This window comes from Staphylococcus sp. GDY8P94P (assembly GCF_017892255.1).
GTDB classification, from domain to species: Bacteria; Bacillota; Bacilli; order Staphylococcales; family Staphylococcaceae; genus Staphylococcus; species Staphylococcus cohnii.
The window spans coordinates 313,056-335,274 of the sequence record NZ_JAESKU010000001.1 but is presented as its reverse complement, the minus strand read 5'-3'; the positions used below and the strand labels follow the sequence as shown (position 1 = coordinate 335,274).

The following is a 22,219-nucleotide window of genomic DNA, read 5'->3' as shown; positions in this document are numbered from 1 at the left end:
AGATTGTTATTAAAATTCTTTTTAAACCACTCTTCGGAGTGGTTATTTTTTATGCAAAATTAGATACATTGATTTAATTTAATTTATCGGTTAAAATAAATTAACCCTAATTAATGGAGGTTTCTATATGGAATATAAAAGATATGAGATTAATACATTTGAAGAGTTGAAATGTATTTCAGATAAATTACGTATGAAAATTTCAATGTTACTTATTGAAAGAGAGATGACAGCCACTGAAATTGGAAAAAAGTTAGATATACCGAAAGCAAAAATTTTCTACCATCTCAAAGAATTAGAAAAATATAATATGGTAAAAATTAGTAGAAGTGAAGTGAAAGGAAGTAATGTATTTAAATATTATGTAGCTACACATAAAGGTTTTAAGGTTAATCCTACTTTATTAAATAGTTATCAGGATGAAGTATCTAGTTCTACTAAAAGGATGATTACTTCACAAATACAAAGAACAATAGATGTTATGAATGACTATGGATTGATATTTAATGACAATCAAATTATTTCTAAAACTGTTCAAGTGAATTGGAGCAATAAGCAATTTGAAGAATTTAATAAAAAAATTGAAAATCTGATTGGAGAAATTGATGCACAAGGGGAGGATACAGAAAAACAACTTCATTATATAAACATTATAGGCTTTGAGATTAGCGATAAAATATTCAATCGTAAGGATGATGTATAATGAAAGAAATCTTAAAGCAAAGATATTTTATGTCCTTAATATTCGGACGTCTTTTGACTAATACAGCAGACAGTATTTATTTTATTACGACGATGTGGTTAGTTTATGACTTAACTAAAAGTTCATTTTTAACTGGAATATTAAGTAGTTTAATATTGATTCCAAAATGTATGCAAATGTTTTATGGCCCCATTATTGATCACTTTAATGTTAAAAAAATACTTGTTTATTCACAGGTGATACAGGCGGTATTAGTTGGAATCATCGCATTATCTTTGTTACTTAAATATGAAAATGCCATATTAATAATTGTATTGGTAGTTTTAGCTGCTTTAATTGGCGAAATTTCTTACCCAATAAGTAATAAGTTAGTACCAATATTATTACCAAAAGAAAAGATAGTAACAGGCAATTCTGTTATGGCCTTTTCTAATCAAAGTATGGACTTAGTTCTTAATACTGTTATAACTGTGCTTATATCATTGCTCAGTGTTTACTCGTTATATATGATGAATACTATTCTTTTTATAATTGCAGGACTTATATACTCAACGATAAAGTTAACTTCAAATAATAAAATATCAAGTCAATTAAACTTAAAAGAATATAAACGCTCATTAACAGAGGGTATTAAAATTGTCACGCATTCGCTATTGTGGGTGTTCCTGATTGGTGCATTCACTGTTAACTTAGGTATAGGAATGGTATATACTGCTTTACCTGTATTATCACATTATTTTAATCAACCAATATACTATGGTCTGTTTTTATCAGCTATATCATTAGGTATGATATTATCAACCTTATTTGTTAATTACGTTAAAAAGTTTCCGTTTGGTAAAATAATGGTGTTAACTTTTATTGTGTCAGGATCTTTACTTTTATTTGGATTTATAACTAATGTGAATATATTTATTGTTTTATTCGGAATTAGTTGGTTGTCCGTTGGACTTGCAAATATACTTTTTTTATCTGTTAGCCAGACAATTATTCCAGAATATTTATTGGGAAGAATAACTTCTATAACAAGTAGTGTTAGTGTTATCGGTCTTCCATTAGGTAGTTTTATAGGTGGAGTATTATTGGAGTTTATAGATCCTATTTCTTTGATTAGTTTAACCGGTGTATTTTTCATTTTTTTAGGACTAATTTGGTTATGCTATTCAAATTTGTTTAAACTAAAACCTATAGATCAATTAACTCTAAAAGATTTTAATTTGGATATAGAAGATTAGATAACTATGAACATCAAACGAACAACTATACGTTTATTCATTTCTCGATGCAGCACAGAGTGAATGTCAGAGTAGATAATTAAATGGATTTGGTAATTTTGATGTAATCTTTTAAGATAGAGGTGTGATGTTACTTAAAAATCAGTAACATTGGTCGGACAAAAATGTCTTATTAAAAGTACACACACAAAAAAGTTTATGTGCTATTACTCAAAAATGAGTATGAGGTTTGGTTTCTCAAAAAGAGCAACCAATGTACATGGTCAAAAATGACCACTTACTGTTATCCAAAAAAGACTAGTAGCAATCGGACAAAAAAGTCTAATTGTACATAAATGAAAATTATCCAGTGGTATTAATTTTAAATTCGTCTTGTTTAAGATTATTATTTAGAAGAAGATTATCAAAACAATAATAAAGAGGAGGTTACTTATGGCAACTACTGCGCAAGTTATTAAAGGTAAAGATACAAAGAATGAGATTATCTATGAAGAAGTGAATGCTTATGATTTGAATGACAATGATAGAAACAAAACGTATTATTGTATAGGATGTGGTATAAAGTTAACTTTAGTAATTTCTAGTAAAGGTAGAGAATACAATACATTTAGTGCTAGATTTAAAGATAATCAACACAAAGATGGATGCGAATATGATAAAAGCGGTGGCTATAATGATAAAGATAGAGAAAATTTTAATTTTGATTCTTTCATTGAAAATATACTAAAAATTAATAATCCAATTAAACGTAATATTAGTAATAGTACAAATAACGATGATTATGATAGAACTAATAAAATTACTAACTTACGATCATTTACTGAAATTTGTAGACAATATTCACCGAACAGTTGTTTAGATGATATGCTAATTAGAGATTGTTTTCTTGATGGTAGAGTTTTCAATGATTATTTAGATGGTTTTCAGGGTCAAAAGGTGGTTATACCTTTTTTTAATGGCTATTCCTCAAGAGAAAAATTAATGTTTTTTAAGTATGGCAATAGGGAATTAAAAGTATATTTCAAGGATAAAGATTATTTCTTTAAGATGAAAAATGAAATATTTGAAATAGGAAAAAACAAAGCTAAAATTGTTATTGCTGGTGAATGGAAAGATAAAGATGGTTTTATTGAAACTACAGTAAACAAAAGAAGACAAATAGCTAATGTGACTTCAATAATAAATGCATAGTTATTATAATTGAGAAATATTGGACTTAAAATAATAATGGGGACTAAATGGGGGCGCGAAATTCAAAACGTATCAAAATGAATGACACTATAAAATATTAAAATACCGACACCACAAGTGTTTTGACAACTAGTGATATCGGGTGAAAATGAGAAAATAACTTATTAATCCCCTCGAAGGGAATCGAACCCCTATCCTAAGAACCGGAATCTTATGTGTTATCCATTACACTACGAGGGGTAAATAACAATAATATTAGTGTACAAATCTTATAAGTGTTGGTCAACAATAATTTATACAGTTTAAGGAAATTCTAAGCGTTATTTTTTGACCATATTTGACTTTTAGGTTAAAATAAATTTATCAGTTAGAAATAAGGAGGCAATATTAATGAATTTAATACCTACAGTAATTGAAACTACAAACCGTGGGGAACGTGCTTATGATATTTACTCACGTTTATTAAAAGACCGTATTATTATGTTAGGTTCACAAATTGATGATAACGTAGCAAACTCTATCGTATCACAATTATTATTCTTACAAGCACAAGATGCTGAAAAAGATATCTATCTTTACATTAACTCACCAGGTGGTAGTGTAACTGCTGGATTTGCTATTTACGATACAATCCAACATATTAAACCAGATGTACAAACAATTTGTATCGGTATGGCAGCATCAATGGGATCATTCTTACTTGCAGCAGGTGCAAAAGGTAAACGTTTTGCATTACCTAATGCTGAAGTAATGATACACCAACCATTAGGCGGTGCACAAGGTCAAGCAACTGAAATTGAAATTGCCGCTAACCATATTCTAAAAACACGTGCTAAATTAAACAAAATTTTAGCTGAACGTACTGGTCAATCAATTGAACAAATTGAAAAAGATACTGACCGTGATAACTTCTTATCAGCAGAAGAAGCTAAAGAATACGGATTAATCGACGAAGTTATGGTGCCAGAATCATAATATTTCGCATAAGTAAATTATGGTAAAGAGATTATAAAACAAGTCACGACAATGTATGACTTTTTCCAAATGTATGATGCATAAGGAATTGGTTGGCATGCGTGACTTGTTTTTTTGAATATATTGAAACTATAAGTTGTGTTTATTTAATAGATTTTGTTTTTTTATAAAATAATAAGGTGGAAATGATTAAAGTTAACAAACCAATGATTAACAAAGTTATAGAAATAAAGATCATTATTGCAGGTTTTTCAAATGCTAAAATACCATTGGTAATGAGGAGCAAGCCTGCAATGAATAATAAGATATGGCTAAAACTATCTTGTTTCATTTTTAATGTTACCTTTCTTATTGAACTAAATTTTCTAGTGCAAGTTTTAGGTTAGGATATTTAAATTCAAAATCTAGTGCTTGTAATTTATTTGGTAAAACTTTTTGAGTATCAAGTACAACTGTAGACATTTCTCCTAAGATAAGTCTGAGCGCAAATGATGGCACCCACGTATAATGTGGCCGATGTACTTCTCTTGCAATGGTATAACCAAACATATTTTGATGTTCTGCGATAGGTGATGTGAAATTAAATACACCTCGCGCTTTATCATTATTGATGGTATAGAGTATCGCTCTTGTTAGATCCTCAATATGAATCCAAGAATACCATTGTCTACCACTACCTATTTTACCGCCGACATTTAACTCATAAGGTAATTTCATTAATGGTAATGCACCGCCTTTATTTGATAATACCATTCCAAATCTACCTATAATTACACGTGTTCCAAAGGATTCAAATTGACGTGCTAGACGTTCCCACTGATAAACTACTTCAGATAAAAAATCAAATGGTAATGTTTGATACAACTCAGTATATGTACGTGTTAAATCGGGTTTATAATAACCGACTGCGCTGGCGTTAAAGAATACAGAAGGTTTTTGCTTTCTGTTTTTGAAAAGGTCGTATAATGCCTGTGTAGATTGTAATCGACTTAGCATTATATTTTGTTTGTGTGCGGAAGTCCAGCGGTTATTTAAGCTAGCACCGGCTAAATTGATGACGATATCAATATCTGGAATTTGGCTTTCCCAATTTGGTTCTGTCCAATTAACATATGTGATTTTAGGATGTGATGTAGCGTGTCTTTGTCTTGTTAATATCGTGATTTTCGAATCACTTTGTTGTATTGCCTCGATTAGCTGAGTACCTACTAGACCAGTACCGCCCGTAATTAGATATTGTTTCATAGTATCACCTCATAGAATTGTAGTATTGAAGCGTGCAGGCTTTTAAAGTAAAAAATCTCATGATTTAGTATGACAAAATTTATTCGAATTTTGTTCAAAAATATGTCATTTACTACATCTAAGATGTATTTAAAATAAAATCATATGTCGTTATAATAAAGGTACCTTCGATATTAATTAATCATCTCTTAATTATTTCGAGTATACCCCATAATATACTAGCGAAGGTAAAATTTTGACTCCCTTTAGTAGAGGCCTATACGATTTTCGTGTAGGTCTAATTTTTATACTTTATAATATATATTATTGAATAATAAGAAATAATTTTGATGTCGTTTTAAAAAGGTAATTTGAAGTACTACATATTATAAAATAAATAAGGCAATAATGCCAAAAGCGAGTAAAAGTAAAAAAAGAACGAGTATAAAAAGTTTATAGCGTGTTTTGATTGGAACTTTTAATTCATCATTGTCATTTTCTGTCATCATATGTCGTAAACCTTTAGGTTTTTGTTGTGATTGATCTGTTTCGTTAAATAAGTCGTAGTTTTTCAAAATCTAGTCACATCCTGTTATGATATTACTGACAATAGTAGAATAATTTAAGTAAAAGTGTTGAAACAACAATTGAAATTAGATTACTATTAAGTTGAAGTTAAAAATAAAAGTGTTGTATATGATTATTTTACTATAGTTTGGACCACAAAGTAACAACTACATTAAAATGTGGTTAATATGGTTGTTTAATCAATGAAATAGTGTAAAATATAGTTCTAACATGAAGTTAAATGCCATTTGAAAACAATGATTTGATATAAATTGAAGTGAGGGGAGCATATGCCTAAGCATAATCAAAATAATAATTTTGATGATAAAGATAATAAAAAAATGAGTGGTTTCGCAAAACTTATCAGTGGATTGATTGTCCTACTACTTATAGGTGGATTAGTTTTTGCAATTTTTGCATTCGTAGATCATTCAAATAAGGCCAATGAGCGTTTGGCAGACCAAAAACAAGAAGAAAAAGACAAAAAGAAAGAAAAAACTAAGGAACAAAAAGACAAGAAAAAAGAAAAGTCAACTGAAGAAACCCAACAAACGCAACAGACTCAGCAAACGCAACAAGTTCCTCAAACACAACAAACCCAACAAACGCAACAGACCCAACAAACACAGCAGCCTAGAACACAAGAACGAAGAACTACGGAAGAAAAAGATTCACCGGAAAAAACAAAAGAAGAACGTACTACTGAAGAACGCTCGACAGAAGAAAAAACAAATGAACCATCCACAGAAGAAGAAACAACTGAAGAAAAGACGAGCGAACCATCAACTGAAGAGCGCACATCTGAGCCTTCGACAGAAGAGAAGACCGAAGAACCTTCTACACAACAACGAAGTACGCAACAAAATACTCAACAACGTTCAACACAAAACAATAATTCAAATTCAGAAGAAAGTTCGCAATCCTCTGATGAAGATTAAATAGAATTAGAAAAATACATTCTTAGAACACGTGCTGTCATATGACAGTGCGTGTTTTTTGTAATAATTAATGTAATTTAAGCACTGAAATGAAATATCGTATATTATTTATAATACGAATCATATAAGACAAAGAAAAAGAAAGCTTAAAATAGCAGACTTACTAAATATGAAATGAATGACAATAGCAGTATGATAGAAAAGCAGCCACCTAAACATCCAAAGGGTCCTAAATGACAGCCAATGTGTTTGTTGTAATTAAAGGATTGATATGGGTTATTGTGAGAACTTTCTTTTGTTTGTTTAAAATATTCGTCATCTTTATATCTCTGATCTTCTGGGTCTATAACTTCTAGGTGCTTATTGTTAGACATGTATAATCCTCCTGATAAATACTATTTAAATTTATATTTATTTTAAGCATAAATAGTGATTGATTCAATGAAACGCATGTTGATGAAATGTTTTTAAAACATATCATCAAAAAAATTAATGGTAAATGATTAGTGAAATATGGAATCGGGTATAGTTATTTTATAGACGAAAGAATTATAGAAGTTTAGAATTTACTTTATTTAAGACAAAAGTATTTCTCTTGCTTTTTTAAATGTATAGTAGTATTATTGCAAATATAAGAGGTTATATTTTTTTGTCCCAGCAGGGACGAAAAAAGTCAATCTATGGTTAGAACTTGACCCTTGTATATAGAAACGGAGGAGGATAGTAGTGAAAGACTTGATAAAAATTCAACAAAAGTTAGTTCCAGAAATTGTTGAAAAGATGTATCGTCGTTTTTCAATACTCACTACTATCGCTCAGTATCAACCCGTCGGTAGACGTAGTTTAAGTGAATATATGGATTTAACTGAAAGAGTATTGCGTTCTGAAACAGATGTTTTAAAGAAACAAGCGCTTATCAAAGTTAAACCTACAGGCATGGAAATCACTGAAGCTGGTGAAACGACAGTACGCCAATTAAACAGTTATTTTAACGTTTATTCGGATGATCATCACCTTGCTCAAATTATCAAAGAAAAATATGGCATTAAAGATGTTTATGTCATTCCTGGTGATTCAGACACTGATAAAACGGTTAAAATTGAGTTATCTAAACAAGCGGGACAGCTAGTTGAAGATGTTTTATATGATCACGCAACTGTAGCAGTTACAGGTGGTTCAACGATGGCATACGTAAGCGAATCTATGCATCGCCAACCTTACGACGTATTTTTTGTACCCGCTCGAGGTGGACTTGGTGAAAATGTTGTATATCAAGCCAATACAATTGCTGCCAGTATGGCACAGCAAACAGATGGAGATTATACAACGCTTTATGTGCCAGATAATGTCAGTGAAACAACCTATAACACACTTATGTTAGAACCGTCAGTGATACACACCTTAGAGAAAATTAGAGAAGCGAATATTACAATCCACGGCATTGGTGATGCGCTGAAGATGGCGCGAAGACGTCAATCACCTAGTGAAGTTATTGAAAAACTTCAACATCACAATGCCTCGGGAGAAGCATTTGGATATTATTTCGATGAACAAGGACAAATCGTTCAAAAAGTAAAAACGATTGGACTTCAATTAGAAGATCTTGTATCGAAAAAGTTTATCTTTGCCGTTGCTGGGGGTAAATCAAAAGGAGAGGCAATTAAAGCTTATCTTTCGATAGCACCTAAAAACACTGTGTTAATCACAGATGAAGGCGCGGCAAGTATTATCGCAAATAATAGTAATAAAAAGTGATTCCACTTTTTAAATATCATTTTAAAGGAGGCCATTATAATGGCAGTTAAAGTAGCAATTAATGGTTTTGGTAGAATTGGTCGTTTAGCATTTAGAAGAATTCAAGATGTAGAAGGAATCGATGTAGTAGCAGTAAACGACTTAACAGATGACGAAATGTTAGCTCATTTATTAAAATATGACACTACACAAGGTCGCTTCACAGGAGAAGTTGAAGTTGAAGAGAATGGTTTCCGCGTTAACGGATTAGAAGTTAAATCATTTTCTGAGCCAGATCCAAGTAAATTACCTTGGGGAGACTTAGATATCGATGTAGTATTAGAATGTACTGGTTTATTCACAGATAAAGAAAAAGCAGAAGCACACATCAATGCAGGCGCTAAAAAAGTATTAATTTCAGCACCAGCTAAAGGTGATTTGAAAACAATCGTATACAACACTAACCACGATACTTTAGATGGTTCAGAAGATGTTGTTTCAGGTGCTTCATGTACTACTAACTCATTAGCACCAGTTGCTAAAGTTTTAAATGATGAATTCGGTTTAATCGAAGGTTTCATGACTACAATCCATGCATACACTGGTGACCAAAGCACACAAGATGCGCCTCACAGAAAAGGTGACAAACGTCGTGCTCGTGCAGCTGCTGAAAACATTATCCCTAACTCAACAGGTGCTGCTAAAGCTATCGGCCTAGTAATTCCTGAAATTGATGGTAAATTAGACGGTGGAGCACAACGTGTACCAGTTGCAACTGGTTCATTAACTGAATTAACAGTAGTATTAGATAAAAATGTAAGTATCGAAGACGTAAATAACGCAATGAAAAATGCATCTAACGAATCATTCGGTTATACTGAAGATGAAATCGTTTCTTCTGACGTAATCGGAATGACTTACGGTTCATTATTTGATGCAACTCAAACGCGTGTTATGACTGTTGGAGATCGTCAATTAGTTAAAGTAGCAGCTTGGTATGATAACGAAATGTCATACACTTCACAATTAGTACGTACATTAGAATATTTAGCAAGTCACGCTAAATAATTTGATGTTCACTTTAGTTTAACAAGTATAGCGTTGTGAAATTGAATCAATAAGCTTAGGAGTAAGCGGGGAGCTCAACGCTTCTCCGCTTATTTTACTTTATTCATCCATCTAAAGGAGGAAGATTACATGGCAAAAAAAATTGTATCTGATATAGAATTAAAAGGTAAAACTGTACTTGTACGTGCGGATTTTAACGTACCTATGAAAGACGGCGAAATTACGGATGACAACCGTATCGTTCAAGCTTTACCAACTATAGAGTATATTATAGAGCAAGGTGGTAAAGTCGTTTTATTCTCTCACTTAGGAAAAGTTAAAGAAGAAAGTGATAAAGCAGAATTAACTTTAAAACCTGTAGCTAATGCATTAGCTGAAAAATTAAATAAAGACGTGGCATTTGTTCCTGAAACACGTGGAACACAATTAGAACAATCTATCCAAGCGTTAAATGAAGGTGATGTGCTTTTAGTTGAAAATACACGTTTTGAAGATTTAGAAGGTAAAAAAGAGTCTAAAAATGACCCTGAATTAGGTAAATACTGGGCATCATTAGGTGATGTCTTTGTAAATGATGCATTTGGAACGGCACACCGTAAACATGCATCAAACGTAGGTATTGCAGCACACTTAGAAACTGTAGCAGGTTATCTAATGGAAAAAGAAATTAGATATATCGGTGGCGTTGTAGAAAACCCAGATAAACCTGTTGTTGCAATTCTTGGTGGTGCTAAAGTTTCAGATAAAATTGGTGTAATCACTAACTTATTGAAAATTGCAGATAAAGTGCTTATTGGTGGCGGTATGTCATACACATTCTTCAAAGCTCAAGGTAAAGAGATTGGCCTATCTTTATTAGAAGAAGATAAAGTAGACTTTGCAAAAGAATTGTTAGAAAAAGCAGGAGATCAAATCGTATTACCTGTAGATTGTAAAGTTGCAAAAGAGTTTTCTAATGATGCGAAGATTACAGAAGTTTCTGTAGATGATATACCTGCAGATCAAGAAGCGATGGATGTTGGTCCAAAAACTGTGGAATTATTCAAAGAAAAATTACAAGGTGCACATACGGTAGTGTGGAATGGACCTATGGGTGTATTTGAATTCAGTAATTTTGCAAAAGGTACAATTGGTGTTTGTGAAGCAATTGCTGAGATGAAAGATGCAAATACAATCATCGGTGGTGGCGATTCAGCTGCAGCTGCGATTTCATTAGGATATGCAGATGACTTTAGTCACATTTCAACTGGTGGCGGTGCATCATTAGAATATCTTGAAGGTAAAGAACTACCAGGTGTAGTTGCGATTGCTAATAAATAATCGCTAATTTACGAGCAAAACTTGATTAAACAATAATCATAATTTACTAATAGGAGTGTATATAATGAGAAAACCAATTATTGCGGGTAACTGGAAAATGAACAAAACGGTTCAAGAGGCTAAAGATTTTATTAATGAATTACCAGCATTACCAGATACTAAAGAGGTAGAATCTGTCATTTGTGCTCCAACAATTCAATTAGATGCTTTAGTAACAGCAGTTAATGAAGGTAAAGCACAAGGCTTACAAATTGGTGCACAAAATGCCTTTTATGAAGATAACGGTGCATTTACAGGTGAAACATCACCAGTAGCATTAGCTGATTTAGGTGTGAAATATGTTGTTATTGGACATTCAGAACGCCGTGAAATCTTCCATGAAACAGATGAAGATATCAACAAAAAAGCACATGCTGTATTCAATCACGGTATGACACCAATTATTTGTGTTGGTGAAACAGACGAAGAACGTGAAAGTGGCAAAGCTAATGAAGTTGTTGGCAACCAAGTTAAAAAAGCTGTAGAAGGTTTATCAGAAGCACAATTGAAACAAGTTGTTATCGCATATGAACCAATTTGGGCAATCGGTACTGGTAAATCATCAACTGCAAAAGATGCCAATGAAATGTGTGCATTTGTAAGAGAAACAATCGCAGATTTATCTGGACAAGCAGTTGCTGATGCAACACGTATTCAATATGGCGGTAGTGTTAAACCTAACAACATAAAAGAATACATGGCAGAATCAGACATTGATGGCGCATTAGTAGGTGGCGCATCACTTAAAGTGGATGATTTTGTACAATTGTTAGAAGGTGCAAAATAATATGGCTAAACAACCAACTGCATTAATTATTTTAGATGGTTTTGCAAATAGAGAAAGTGAGCATGGTAATGCTGTAAAACTAGCTAATAAGCCTAATTTTGATCGTTATTATAATCAGTATCCAACAACCCAAATTGAAGCAAGTGGCTTGGATGTTGGACTTCCTGAAGGTCAAATGGGTAATTCAGAAGTTGGACATATGAACATTGGTGCTGGACGCATTGTTTATCAAAGTTTAACGCGTATCAATAAATCTATTGAAGACGGCGATTTCTTTGAAAATGATGTATTGAATCAAGCCATTCAACACGTAAAAGGTAATGACTCAGCACTTCATATTTTTGGTTTATTGTCAGATGGTGGTGTGCACAGTCATTACAAACATCTATTTGCTTTATTAGAATTAGCCAAAAAGCAAGGCGTTGACAAAGTTTATGTACACGCGTTTTTAGATGGACGTGATGTAGATCAAAAATCTGCACTTAAATATATCGAAGATACAGAAGCTAAGTTTAAAGAATTAGGCATTGGCCAATTCGCATCTGTTTCAGGTCGTTATTACGCAATGGACCGTGATAAACGCTGGGATAGAGAAGAAAAAGCTTATAACGCAATTCGTAACTTTGGTGGAGAAACATTTGAATCAGCTAAAGCTGGTGTTGAAGCAAACTATGCTAAAGACTTAACTGATGAATTTGTTGAACCATTTATCATCAAAGATCAAAATAATGGTGTAAATGATGGAGATGCAGTCATTTTCTATAACTTCCGTCCTGATAGAGCTGGTCAACTGTCTGAAATCTTTACAGATAAAGCATTTGAAGGCTTTAAAGTGGATCAAGTAAATGACTTATTCTACGCTACATTTACAAAATATAATGATAATGTTGATGCAAAAATTGTTTTTGAAAAAGTTGACTTAACTAATACAATTGGTGAAGTTGCACAAGATAATGGCTTGAAACAGTTACGTATAGCGGAAACTGAAAAATTCCCACACGTCACTTATTTTATGAGTGGTGGCCGCAATGATGAATTTGAAGGCGAACGTCGTAGATTAATTGACTCACCTAAAGTTGCAACTTATGATCTTAAACCAGAAATGAGCGCTTATGAAGTTAAAGACGCACTCATTGAAGAGTTAAATAAAGGTGATTTAGACTTAATCTTATTAAACTTTGCTAACCCTGATATGGTAGGTCACAGCGGTATGCTTGAACCTACGATTAAAGCAATTGAAGCGGTTGATGAATGTTTAGGTGAAGTCGTAGATAAAATTGTTGATATGGGTGGTCATGCCATTATAACAGCTGACCATGGTAACTCAGATATGGTGTTGACTGATGATGAGCAACCGATGACGACACATACGACTAATCCTGTACCAGTGATTGTTACTAAAGAGGGTGTAACTTTACGTGAAACAGGTCGACTAGGTGATTTAGCACCTACATTGTTAGATTTGTTACAAGTAAAACAACCTGAAGACATGACTGGCGAATCACTCATCAAGCATTAATTTGATATAAACAAAATATGGACTAAAATTAACAAAATAAAAGCGTGTCACAGTTTAAAATTTGCTTAAAAGACTGATGACACGCATAATCAAATTGAAGTAATTAAATTATTTGTATTTATAGCATTTATAGCTATAATGAAGATGAAATTTAATATTTCTAAACTACTTATTATAAAGGAGATTACAAACATGCCAATTATTACAGATGTTTACGCTCGCGAAGTCCTTGACTCACGTGGTAACCCAACAGTGGAAGTAGAAGTATTAACTGAAAGTGGTGCATTTGGACGCACACTTGTACCATCAGGTGCTTCTACTGGTGAACACGAAGCAGTAGAATTACGTGACGGAGACAAAACACGTTATTTAGGTAAAGGTGTAACGAAAGCTGTTGAAAATGTAAATGAAATTATTGCACCTGAATTAATTGAAGGTGAATTTTCAGTATTAGAACAAGTCTCAATTGATAAAATGATGATTCAATTAGATGGAACTGAAAATAAAGGTAAATTAGGTGCAAATGCTATTCTTGGTGTTTCTATTGCAGTAGCACGTGCAGCAGCTGATTTATTAGGTCAACCACTTTATAAATATTTAGGTGGCTTCAACGGTAAACAATTACCAGTTCCAATGATGAATATTGTAAATGGTGGTTCTCACTCTGATGCGCCAATCGCATTCCAAGAGTTCATGATCTTACCAGTTGGTGCAGAAACATTTAAAGAATCATTACGTTGGGGAGCAGAAATTTTCCACAACTTAAAATCAATCCTTAAAAACCGTGGTTTAGAAACAGCAGTAGGTGACGAAGGTGGTTTCGCTCCTAAATTTGAAGGTACAGAAGATGCTGTTGAAACAATATTAGAAGCAATTAAAGCAGTTGGTTTAGAACCTGGTAAAGATGTGTTCTTAGGCTTTGACTGTGCTTCATCTGAATTCTTCGAAGATGGTGTTTATAACTATGCTAAATTTGAAGGTGAAAATGGGTCAAAACTTACAGCAGAACAACAAGTTGACTATTTAGAAGAATTAGTTAATAAATATCCAATCATTTCTATTGAAGATGGTATGGATGAAAATGACTGGGACGGTTGGAAAGTATTAACTGACCGCATCGGTGACCGTGTTCAATTAGTTGGTGACGATTTATTCGTTACAAACACTGTTAAATTATCAGAAGGTATCGAAAAAGGTATCGGTAACTCAATCTTAATTAAAGTTAACCAAATTGGTACATTAACTGAAACATTTGATGCTATTGAAATGGCTCAAAAAGCTGGATATACAGCAGTAGTATCACACCGTTCTGGTGAAACAGAAGATACAACTATTGCGGATATCGCAGTTGCTACAAATGCAGGTCAAATTAAAACTGGTTCATTATCTAGAACTGACCGTATTGCTAAATACAATCAATTATTACGTATCGAAGATGAATTGTTTGAAACAGGCAAATTCGATGGTATTAAATCTTTCTACAACTTAGATAAATAATATTTATCTTGAAAAAGAGTTCACGCGCTAACACGTAAGCCCAATGGGTTTACGTGTTTTTTATTGCAAGACGCGTTAATATCATTTATGATTCAAAATTGTGTCAGACAAAGATTAATTTCAATGAAATACATCGTCAACGTTATTTAATTTGTTCATCTTTGTCATTGAAACTGATATAATTAAAAGTGTAAATTATAGAAGGAGTATTGACTGATTATGAAGGCACAACCTAAAACAAAAGAAATTAGAACAGGTCATTTTCTTGCTTACACTTCAATTATCATAGCAATATTATATACCATCCATTTATTTGTTATTTTAGATGATAGTGTAATAAAACAAATGTTAATAAATAGTAGACAAAACCCTTCTGAAAACGCAATTGGTGTGATAAAAAACAGTTTCCAATTTACAGGTATCATGTATGTGATTGCTAATTTAACAGGGATTATTGCGATTTGGAATAGGCACACGTATTTGTGGTGGTTTATGTTTGCAGTATTCACTTCACAAATTTTATATAATTTAGTTAATATCAGCTCGGTTTATGAGGCGATATTAGATACAAAATCAATGATAAATATCTTACCGTTAACAATTGTATTAATCATGTCACTTATTTTGGCGATTTATATGTTGGTTGTTTCAATCAAACGTAAAAGCACTTTTAATAGATAGAAGTTTGCTAAATAAGTTAAACGTGTGATATAATGCGGTTCGTATATAATGAATGGAGGACAATTTTTATGCATACATTTTTCATGATCATTTTAATTTTAGATTGTATTGCATTAGTGACTGTTGTATTACTCCAAGAAGGTAAAAGTAATGGACTATCAGGTGCGATAAGCGGTGGCGCTGAACAGTTATTTGGTAAACAAAAACAACGTGGCGTTGATTTATTCTTGCATAGATTAACAATTGTATTGTCTGTCATTTTCTTCTTGTTAATGTTAGGCATAAGTTATTTTGGTTTATAAGGTCCGACAATGTAAAAGTCGGGCTTTTTTATTTATAATAGAAGTATTCGGCTTTTAAATGCTTCAAAGTAGGGAATATATTTTGAGTACAACTGATATCATATTTAATTTAATAGCTTGGACGAAAGGATTGAATCACGATGCAAATTAGATTACCAGAACCATTCTTTTTTGAAGAAGGTAATCGCGCTGTATTACTTTTACACGGTTTTACAGGAAATTCTTCAGATGTAAGACAATTAGGGAGATTCTTACAAAAAAAGGGTTACACTTCTTATGCGCCACAATATGATGGTCATGCAGCACCACCGGAAGAGATACTTCAATCTAGCCCATTTGCATGGTATAAAGATGCGATAGATGGATATGAATTCCTTGTGGATAAAGGATATGATGAAATTGTGGTGGCTGGTTTATCACTTGGCGGTTGTTATGCATTGAAAATAAGCTTAGATAGAGATGTAAAGGGTATTATAACAATGTGTTCACCTATGCATATTAAGACTGAAGGTGCAATGTTTGATGGTGTCTTAACGTATGCACGTAATTTTAAAAAATACGAAGGCAAAGATGAAACAACCATAGAAAAAGAAATGGATGCGTTTCATCCAACAGATACTTTAAAAGATTTACAAGGTCAAATTCAAAGTATACGTAATCAAGTAGATGAGGTTATGGATCCACTACTAGTTATCCAAGGTGAGCAAGATCAAATGATTAATACAGATTCTGCTAACATTATATACAATGAAAGCGACTCAGATGATAAAGAGCTTAAATGGTATGCGAATTCAGGACATGTCATTACAATTGATAAAGAAAAAGAACAAGTTTTTGAAGATATATACCAATTCTTAGAATCATTAGATTGGTCCAAATAAATTTACAGTATTTAATAAAAGAAAGGAGGGGCATAATGAATTTAAAGCAATCCATTGAAGAAATTATTAAACAACCAGATTATGAACCCATGTCTGTATCAGATTTTCAAGATGCATTAGGTTTAAATAGTGCCGACTCATTTAGAGACTTAATCAAGGTACTTGTTGAATTAGAACAAACAGGATTAATTCAACGTACAAAGACAGACAGATACCAACGTCAGGAATCTAAAAAATCAAAGCAATCGAAATTAATACAAGGTACACTTAGCCAAAATAAAAAAGGTTTTGCATTCTTACGTCCTGAAGACAATGATATGGATGATGTCTTTATCCCACCTACGAAAATTAATCGTGCAATGGATGGAGATACCGTACTTGTCGAATTACAAAACTCTAAAGGTGAACATAAAGGTAAGCTAGAAGGTGAAGTAAAATCAATCGAAAAACACTCTGTTACCCAAGTAGTGGGTACGTATAGTGAAGCTCGACACTTTGGTTTCGTGTTACCTGATGATAAACGTATTATGCAAGATGTATTTATTCCGAAAGGCCATAATTTAGGTGCGATAGATGGACATAAAGTCCTAGTACAAATTACAAAATATGCGGACGGCACCGATAACCCAGAGGGTCAAGTTTCTGCAATTTTAGGCCATAAAAATGATCCAGGTGTCGATATCTTGTCGATTATCTATCAACATGGTATTGAAATTGAATTTCCAGATAAAGTGTTAGAGGAAGCTGAAGCTGTTCCAGATGAAATTAAACCATCTGAAATCGAAGGGCGTCGTGATTTAAGAAATGAGCTAACCATTACAATTGATGGTGCAGACGCTAAGGACTTAGATGACGCGATTAGTGTGAAAAAGTTAGATAATGGACACACGCAATTAACGGTAAGTATCGCCGATGTCAGTTATTATGTAACAGAGGAGTCAGCGTTAAATGAAGAAGCATACGACCGTGCAACGAGTGTTTATTTAGTTGACCGTGTAATTCCAATGATACCTCATCGACTTAGTAACGGTATTTGTTCATTGAATCCACAAGTAGATAGGCTAACTTTAAGTTGCCAGATGGAATTAGATGAACGTGGTCATGTGGTTAATCATGAAATCTTTGATAGTGTGATTCATTCAAATTATCGTATGACATATGATGAAGTGAATGAAATTATTACAGATCAAAATGAAGACACGCGTAAACAATATAACGAAGTTACACCAATGCTAGATTTAGCTAAAGACTTATCAGAACGTTTAATCAATATGCGCAGACGCCGCGGTGAAATTGACTTCGATATCAGTGAAGCCAAAGTACTTGTCAATGATGAAGGTATCCCAACAGACGTAGAATTAAGAAAACGCGGTGAAGGTGAACGTCTCATCGAATCGTTTATGTTAGCAGCTAATGAAACGATAGCAGAACACTTTGATCGTTTAAATGTGCCATTTATATATCGTGTTCATGAGCAACCAAAATCAGAACGTTTACGTCAATTCTTTGATTTTATTACTAACTTTGGTTTAATGATTAAAGGTACTGGTGAAGAAGTGCATCCATCAACTTTACAAAAAATTCAACAAGAAGTAGAAGGCCAACCAGAGCAAATGGTCATTTCTACAATGATGTTACGTTCAATGCAACAAGCACGTTATGATGATGTGAATCTAGGTCATTTCGGTCTGTCAGCAGAGCACTATACACACTTCACGTCACCGATTCGTAGATATCCAGATTTAATCGTGCATAGACTCATTCGTAAATATCTTATTGATAAAACAATGGATGATAAAACACTTAATAAATGGGAAGAAGCATTACCAGAAATTGCTGATCACACATCACAAAGAGAACGTAGAGCGATCGAAGCAGAACGTGACACTGATGAATTGAAAAAAGCAGAATACATGGTTCAACATATTGGAGAAGAATATGAGGGTATCATTAGTTCCGTGGCTAATTTTGGTATGTTTATCGAATTGCCAAATACAATTGAAGGTATGGTACATGTATCAGAGATGACAGACGATTACTATCACTTCGATGAACGTCAAATGGCAATGATTGGAGAACGCCAAGCTAAAGTCTTTCGCATCGGTGATCCAGTTACAATCAAAGTTGTTAACGTAGATGTTGATGAGCGTATGATTGATTTCCAAATTGTTGGTATGCCATTACCGAAAAAAGAACGCAGCCCAAGACCTTCACGTGGTAAGACCATTCAAGCGAAACCACGCGGTAAGTCATTAGATAATTCAAATAATGATAAAAAGGGCAAAAAAAACCAACGTAAAGGTAAAAACCAACGCAATAAAAATAAGTCAGCAAGTGGTAATACCAAACACAAACCATTTTACAAAGATAAAAAAGTAAAAAATAAAGCTCGTAAGAAGAAAAAATAATTCAACAAAGAGGTGAAACTCAATGCCAAAGAAAAAATCACCAGGAACATTAGCTGAAAATCGTAAGGCCAGACATGATTTTAATATAGAAGATACGATTGAAGCGGGCATTGTGTTGAAAGGGACAGAAATTAAGTCCATTCGTCGTGGCAGTGCAAACCTTAAAGATAGCTATGCGCAAGTAAATCGTGGCGAAATGTTTTTAAATAATATGCACATTGCCCCATATGAAGAAGGAAATCGATTTAACCATGACCCACGTCGTTCACGTAAATTACTATTACACAAACGTGAAATAGCAAAATTAGGGGAACGCACAAGAGAAATTGGTTATTCCATCATTCCTCTAAAACTCTATTTAAAACACGGTCAATGCAAAGTTTTACTTGGTGTTGCAAGAGGTAAGAAAAGACATGATAAACGTCAAGCATTGAAAGAAAAAGCAATGAAACGCGACGTAGATAGAGCACTTAAAGCGCGTTATTAAGCGAAAATATTGCCAAAGACATCGATCTTTGGTAATATAATATGTGCTTTCTGAAAAAGATAGACGATTAAATCTGCAGAAAGTACATTATATTATTACGGGGGCGTTTTTGGATTCGACAGGGGTCCCCGAGCTAGTTAAGCGTGTCGGAGGGTTGTCTCCGCACCAACACACACAGTTAAAAATTAACTGACAAATCAAACAATAATTTCGCAGTAGCTGCCTAATAGCACTCTGCATCGCCTAACTGCATTTCCTATGTGCAGTTAACGCGATTCAACCTTAATAGGATACGCTAGGCACTGCCGTTTGAAGTCTGCCTAGAAGAGATTAATCGAACTAGCATAATGTCGGCTGTCTATCACCTAACATTATGCGAAATACCTTGATAGACTACACACGTAGAAAGATTAGTATCAGGACCTCTGGACGCGGGTTCGAATCCCGCCGTCTCCATATTAGAGCACTCAACCTTTGTGGTTGAGTGCTTTTTACTTGTATAAAGATGTTGAAAATTTTTGAGTGTTATTTTAGAAAGATAACTGCGTATTTATCATGGCATGGTAGACACTTATAAGAATAAATCACATGATATGGATGAACTTCATTATATAAATCTAGAATAGTTTGTAAATGGTATTACAGCAGTATATAAAGATTGTGATATTAAAGTACAACAGATTATTAAATTGTCATGGTGGGACGTTTATTTGAAGTATCAGATAAGAAAATGAAACAAGTATTTGATAGGGTGTTGGATAAAATAGTGGAAGGGTAAACACTTATGTGTTTGCCCTATTTTTTATGTTAACATTTAAATAAATTATTCCGAGGCTCAACATCAATAAAGCAATTGGAATAAAGCAAACTAAATTAGTGATATAAAAGTGATTAATATAAAAAATTGAATTACTTTTTTACATAATATATCTTTAGGGGGATTTTGCATTGGTGCTTGAAGGAGCGATGTTACAAGTTAAAAAGAATATGGAAAATGAATTTGAGGAATCTTTTAGAGAAGCCTCTAGTATTATTAGTTCGATGAAAGGTTATATAAATCATTCGTTAAATAAGTGTTTTGAAGAAGAAGGTAAGTATTTGTTATTGGTTGAGTGGGAAACATTAGAAGATCATACAATAGGTTTTCGTGAGTCTGAAGAATATACAAAGTGGAAGACTTTATTGCATTGTTATTATGAACCTTTTCCAGTAGTTGAACATTTTTACAAAATAGAAACTTAAAAGATTTAATTAGTTTATTTGTACAACAATTGTGATATATAAAGTACAACAGATTATTAAATTATAATAGTGGGACGTATATTTGAAGTATCAGATGAGAAAGTAAAACAAGTTTTTGATAGGGTGTTGGGTTGATTATCAAGGGTATACACTTATGTGATGGCCTTATTTTTTGTGTTAAAATGAAATTGTTTCATGGCTCAACGTCAATAAAGCAATTATATTGAAATTTAAAGAATGGGTGATTTTTTGAAGATTAATCCAGAATTAGACACAAATTTTTTTATATCTATTTGGTTAAATATTTTATTTTTGTTTGGCCTTATTTTTATTACACAATTAGAAAATTTGGTTGTATTAATACCTTATGTTCTTGTAATGGGTGTGAATTCAATATACTTAGTTATTAAAGCAATGAAAATTAGAAATAATCGCAGTTTATAAAAGTTTGGTATAGTGAAGTGAATATTTTTGTTTTTTAATAAGTCAAACACACATGTTTATGGACGATTAATTTTTCATTTATATAATCGACAGGCGTTTTATTTTATTTATATGATTGAAATGGATTAAGCAGAATTAGTTTAAAAGGTGTTGTAGAGATAATATAACCCCACCTTAATAGGTGGGGTGCTTTAAAAAAATATATAAGGCAGAGATGACTGCTACAAATCAGATTAATTAATTGGTTCTACTTCATCTAAAATATCATCTTGTCTTTTTTCCATTGCCTCATAATCACTTTCACTAACACCATCTTCGTACATCTTGTCAGAAAGGTCGAAATATTCTTTTTGTAGTTTTTCTTCTTTTTGCTCTTGTTGTTTAGCCCACTCATTTTGATCATTAACCCATTTTTCATGAGATGATTGTTCTTCGGGAGTTCGATAAACCCCATTATTTTCATAATCATATCTTTTCTCTTGCTGAGAATTCTGTTCTGCTAGTTGAGTTTGTTCAGTATTAGTACTAGTTTGCTCTTCAGTGTTAACCTGTTGTGAATTATTATTATTTTGACCTTGATTATCTGAGTTAGTTTGTTGGTGATCGTTATTTTGAGATTGCTTGTCATTGTTAGCAATTTGTTTTTCATTTTTTGATTTGTATTTGTTATTATCTTTTTTATCTTTCTTTTTATCATTTGAATTCTTATTACTTGATGATTTTGTTTCTTTCTTTTCTGCTGATTTACTTTCTTCTTTATTTCCACATGCAGCTAATATTAAAAAACTTGCTAATAACAAAAATAAGATTTTCTTCATTTAATGCTCTCCCTTAAAATAATATATTAATTTAATTGTACTATACCTAAAAAATAAAAGTGATAACAAAAAGTTATGATGATTATTATTTTTTGTAAAAATACTTATATTTATATGCAAATCAAATGCGATTATTGTACATCAAACGAATAACTTATA

22 protein-coding genes, 1 tRNA gene and 1 other RNA gene are annotated in these 22,219 nt (G+C 32.7%); 18 read left to right on the top strand and 6 right to left on the bottom strand.

The features are described from left to right. Positions 1 to 127: 127 nt before the first annotated feature. The 3 genes from KA926_RS01725 to KA926_RS01715 all read left to right on the top strand — a co-directional run bounded on the left by KA926_RS01725 (position 128) and on the right by KA926_RS01715 (position 3,129). Entirely contained in the window at positions 128 to 703 is a 576-nt protein-coding gene (locus tag KA926_RS01725; RefSeq protein WP_192959305.1) for an ArsR/SmtB family transcription factor, read from the top strand. Next, on the top strand, positions 703 to 1,938 hold the full coding sequence (locus KA926_RS01720; protein ID WP_210143519.1) for an MFS transporter: 1,236 nt from the start codon (positions 703 to 705) through the stop codon (positions 1,936 to 1,938). The genes KA926_RS01725 and KA926_RS01720 overlap by 1 nt, the downstream gene beginning before the upstream one ends. 432 nt (positions 1,939 to 2,370) lie before the next feature. Beyond that, positions 2,371 to 3,129 carry a hypothetical protein gene (locus tag KA926_RS01715; RefSeq protein ID WP_073343096.1) on the top strand — a complete coding sequence of 253 codons (759 nt, stop codon included), beginning with the start codon at positions 2,371 to 2,373 and terminating at the stop codon, positions 3,127 to 3,129. Positions 3,130 to 3,297: 168 nt separating this feature from the next. Here KA926_RS01715 and KA926_RS01710 read toward each other — a convergent pair. Continuing rightward, a tRNA-Arg gene (locus KA926_RS01710) sits at positions 3,298 to 3,369 on the bottom strand. A gap of 150 nt (positions 3,370 to 3,519) precedes the next feature. On the opposite strand from KA926_RS01710, the gene clpP reads away from it, so the two are divergent. Continuing rightward, positions 3,520 to 4,104: an ATP-dependent Clp endopeptidase proteolytic subunit ClpP gene (gene clpP, locus KA926_RS01705; protein ID WP_210143518.1), complete on the top strand. Its 585-nt coding sequence runs from the start codon at positions 3,520 to 3,522 to the stop codon at positions 4,102 to 4,104. Between the two features lie 142 nt (positions 4,105 to 4,246). On the opposite strand, the gene KA926_RS01700 is transcribed toward clpP, so the two are convergent. The 3 genes from KA926_RS01700 to KA926_RS01690 form a co-directional block, all read right to left on the bottom strand. Then, complete coding sequence (locus KA926_RS01700) at positions 4,247 to 4,435, bottom strand: hypothetical protein (protein WP_210143517.1); 189 nt, start codon at positions 4,433 to 4,435, stop codon at positions 4,247 to 4,249. A 17-nt stretch (positions 4,436 to 4,452) separates the two neighbouring features. Beyond that, complete coding sequence (locus KA926_RS01695) at positions 4,453 to 5,349, bottom strand: TIGR01777 family oxidoreductase (RefSeq protein ID WP_210143516.1); 897 nt, start codon at positions 5,347 to 5,349, stop codon at positions 4,453 to 4,455. Positions 5,350 to 5,714: 365 nt separating this feature from the next. Further along, positions 5,715 to 5,903, bottom strand: coding sequence for a hypothetical protein (locus KA926_RS01690; RefSeq protein ID WP_107386154.1), 189 nt, complete (start codon positions 5,901 to 5,903; stop codon positions 5,715 to 5,717). Between the two features lie 282 nt (positions 5,904 to 6,185). Here KA926_RS01690 and KA926_RS01685 point away from each other — a divergent pair, with 282 nt between their 5' ends. Continuing rightward, the gene (locus KA926_RS01685; RefSeq protein ID WP_210143515.1) at positions 6,186 to 6,833 is read left to right on the top strand and encodes a DUF4887 domain-containing protein; all 648 of its coding nucleotides are present in this window, start codon (positions 6,186 to 6,188) and stop codon (positions 6,831 to 6,833) included. 146 nt (positions 6,834 to 6,979) lie between these two features. On the opposite strand, the gene KA926_RS01680 is transcribed toward KA926_RS01685, so the two are convergent. Beyond that, the gene (locus KA926_RS01680; RefSeq protein ID WP_210143514.1) at positions 6,980 to 7,207 is read right to left on the bottom strand and encodes a hypothetical protein; all 228 of its coding nucleotides are present in this window, start codon (positions 7,205 to 7,207) and stop codon (positions 6,980 to 6,982) included. A gap of 352 nt (positions 7,208 to 7,559) precedes the next feature. Here KA926_RS01680 and KA926_RS01675 point away from each other — a divergent pair, with 352 nt between their 5' ends. The 13 genes from KA926_RS01675 (at position 7,560) to KA926_RS01615 (ending at position 20,798) form a co-directional block, all read left to right on the top strand. After that, positions 7,560 to 8,588, top strand: a complete 1,029-nt coding sequence (locus KA926_RS01675) for a sugar-binding transcriptional regulator (protein WP_210143513.1) — start codon at positions 7,560 to 7,562, stop codon at positions 8,586 to 8,588. Between the two features lie 39 nt (positions 8,589 to 8,627). Continuing rightward, the gene (gene gap, locus KA926_RS01670; protein ID WP_019469448.1) at positions 8,628 to 9,635 is read left to right on the top strand and encodes a type I glyceraldehyde-3-phosphate dehydrogenase; all 1,008 of its coding nucleotides are present in this window, start codon (positions 8,628 to 8,630) and stop codon (positions 9,633 to 9,635) included. Positions 9,636 to 9,764: 129 nt separating this feature from the next. Continuing rightward, the gene (locus tag KA926_RS01665) at positions 9,765 to 10,955 is read left to right on the top strand and encodes a phosphoglycerate kinase (protein ID WP_210143512.1); all 1,191 of its coding nucleotides are present in this window, start codon (positions 9,765 to 9,767) and stop codon (positions 10,953 to 10,955) included. 64 nt (positions 10,956 to 11,019) lie between these two features. Continuing rightward, on the top strand, positions 11,020 to 11,781 hold the full coding sequence (gene tpiA / locus KA926_RS01660; RefSeq protein ID WP_210143511.1) for a triose-phosphate isomerase: 762 nt from the start codon (positions 11,020 to 11,022) through the stop codon (positions 11,779 to 11,781). 1 nt (position 11,782) lies between these two features. Further along, positions 11,783 to 13,300, top strand: coding sequence for a 2,3-bisphosphoglycerate-independent phosphoglycerate mutase (gpmI, locus tag KA926_RS01655; protein WP_210143510.1), 1,518 nt, complete (start codon positions 11,783 to 11,785; stop codon positions 13,298 to 13,300). 192 nt (positions 13,301 to 13,492) lie between these two features. Then, positions 13,493 to 14,797 (top strand): surface-displayed alpha-enolase, encoded by a 1,305-nt coding sequence (eno, locus tag KA926_RS01650; protein ID WP_019469444.1) that lies wholly within the window; start codon positions 13,493 to 13,495, stop codon positions 14,795 to 14,797. 219 nt (positions 14,798 to 15,016) lie between these two features. Continuing rightward, on the top strand, positions 15,017 to 15,478 hold the full coding sequence (locus KA926_RS01645) for a hypothetical protein (RefSeq protein ID WP_210143509.1): 462 nt from the start codon (positions 15,017 to 15,019) through the stop codon (positions 15,476 to 15,478). Positions 15,479 to 15,546: 68 nt separating this feature from the next. Then, complete coding sequence (gene secG, locus KA926_RS01640) at positions 15,547 to 15,780, top strand: preprotein translocase subunit SecG (protein WP_019469442.1); 234 nt, start codon at positions 15,547 to 15,549, stop codon at positions 15,778 to 15,780. A 140-nt stretch (positions 15,781 to 15,920) separates the two neighbouring features. Then, complete coding sequence (locus tag KA926_RS01635) at positions 15,921 to 16,661, top strand: alpha/beta hydrolase (RefSeq protein ID WP_210143508.1); 741 nt, start codon at positions 15,921 to 15,923, stop codon at positions 16,659 to 16,661. Between the two features lie 35 nt (positions 16,662 to 16,696). Continuing rightward, the gene (gene rnr / locus KA926_RS01630) at positions 16,697 to 19,069 is read left to right on the top strand and encodes a ribonuclease R (RefSeq protein WP_210143507.1); all 2,373 of its coding nucleotides are present in this window, start codon (positions 16,697 to 16,699) and stop codon (positions 19,067 to 19,069) included. Between the two features lie 22 nt (positions 19,070 to 19,091). After that, entirely contained in the window at positions 19,092 to 19,556 is a 465-nt protein-coding gene (gene smpB, locus KA926_RS01625; protein WP_154409369.1) for an SsrA-binding protein SmpB, read from the top strand. Between the two features lie 99 nt (positions 19,557 to 19,655). Continuing rightward, positions 19,656 to 20,015: a transfer-messenger RNA gene (gene ssrA / locus KA926_RS01620) on the top strand. A 489-nt stretch (positions 20,016 to 20,504) separates the two neighbouring features. Then, positions 20,505 to 20,798 carry an antibiotic biosynthesis monooxygenase family protein gene (locus KA926_RS01615; RefSeq protein WP_210143506.1) on the top strand — a complete coding sequence of 98 codons (294 nt, stop codon included), beginning with the start codon at positions 20,505 to 20,507 and terminating at the stop codon, positions 20,796 to 20,798. Positions 20,799 to 21,475: 677 nt separating this feature from the next. Here the strand turns inward: KA926_RS01615 and KA926_RS01610 are convergent. Next, positions 21,476 to 22,060 carry a hypothetical protein gene (locus tag KA926_RS01610; RefSeq protein WP_210143505.1) on the bottom strand — a complete coding sequence of 195 codons (585 nt, stop codon included), beginning with the start codon at positions 22,058 to 22,060 and terminating at the stop codon, positions 21,476 to 21,478. Positions 22,061 to 22,219: the final 159 nt, after the last annotated feature.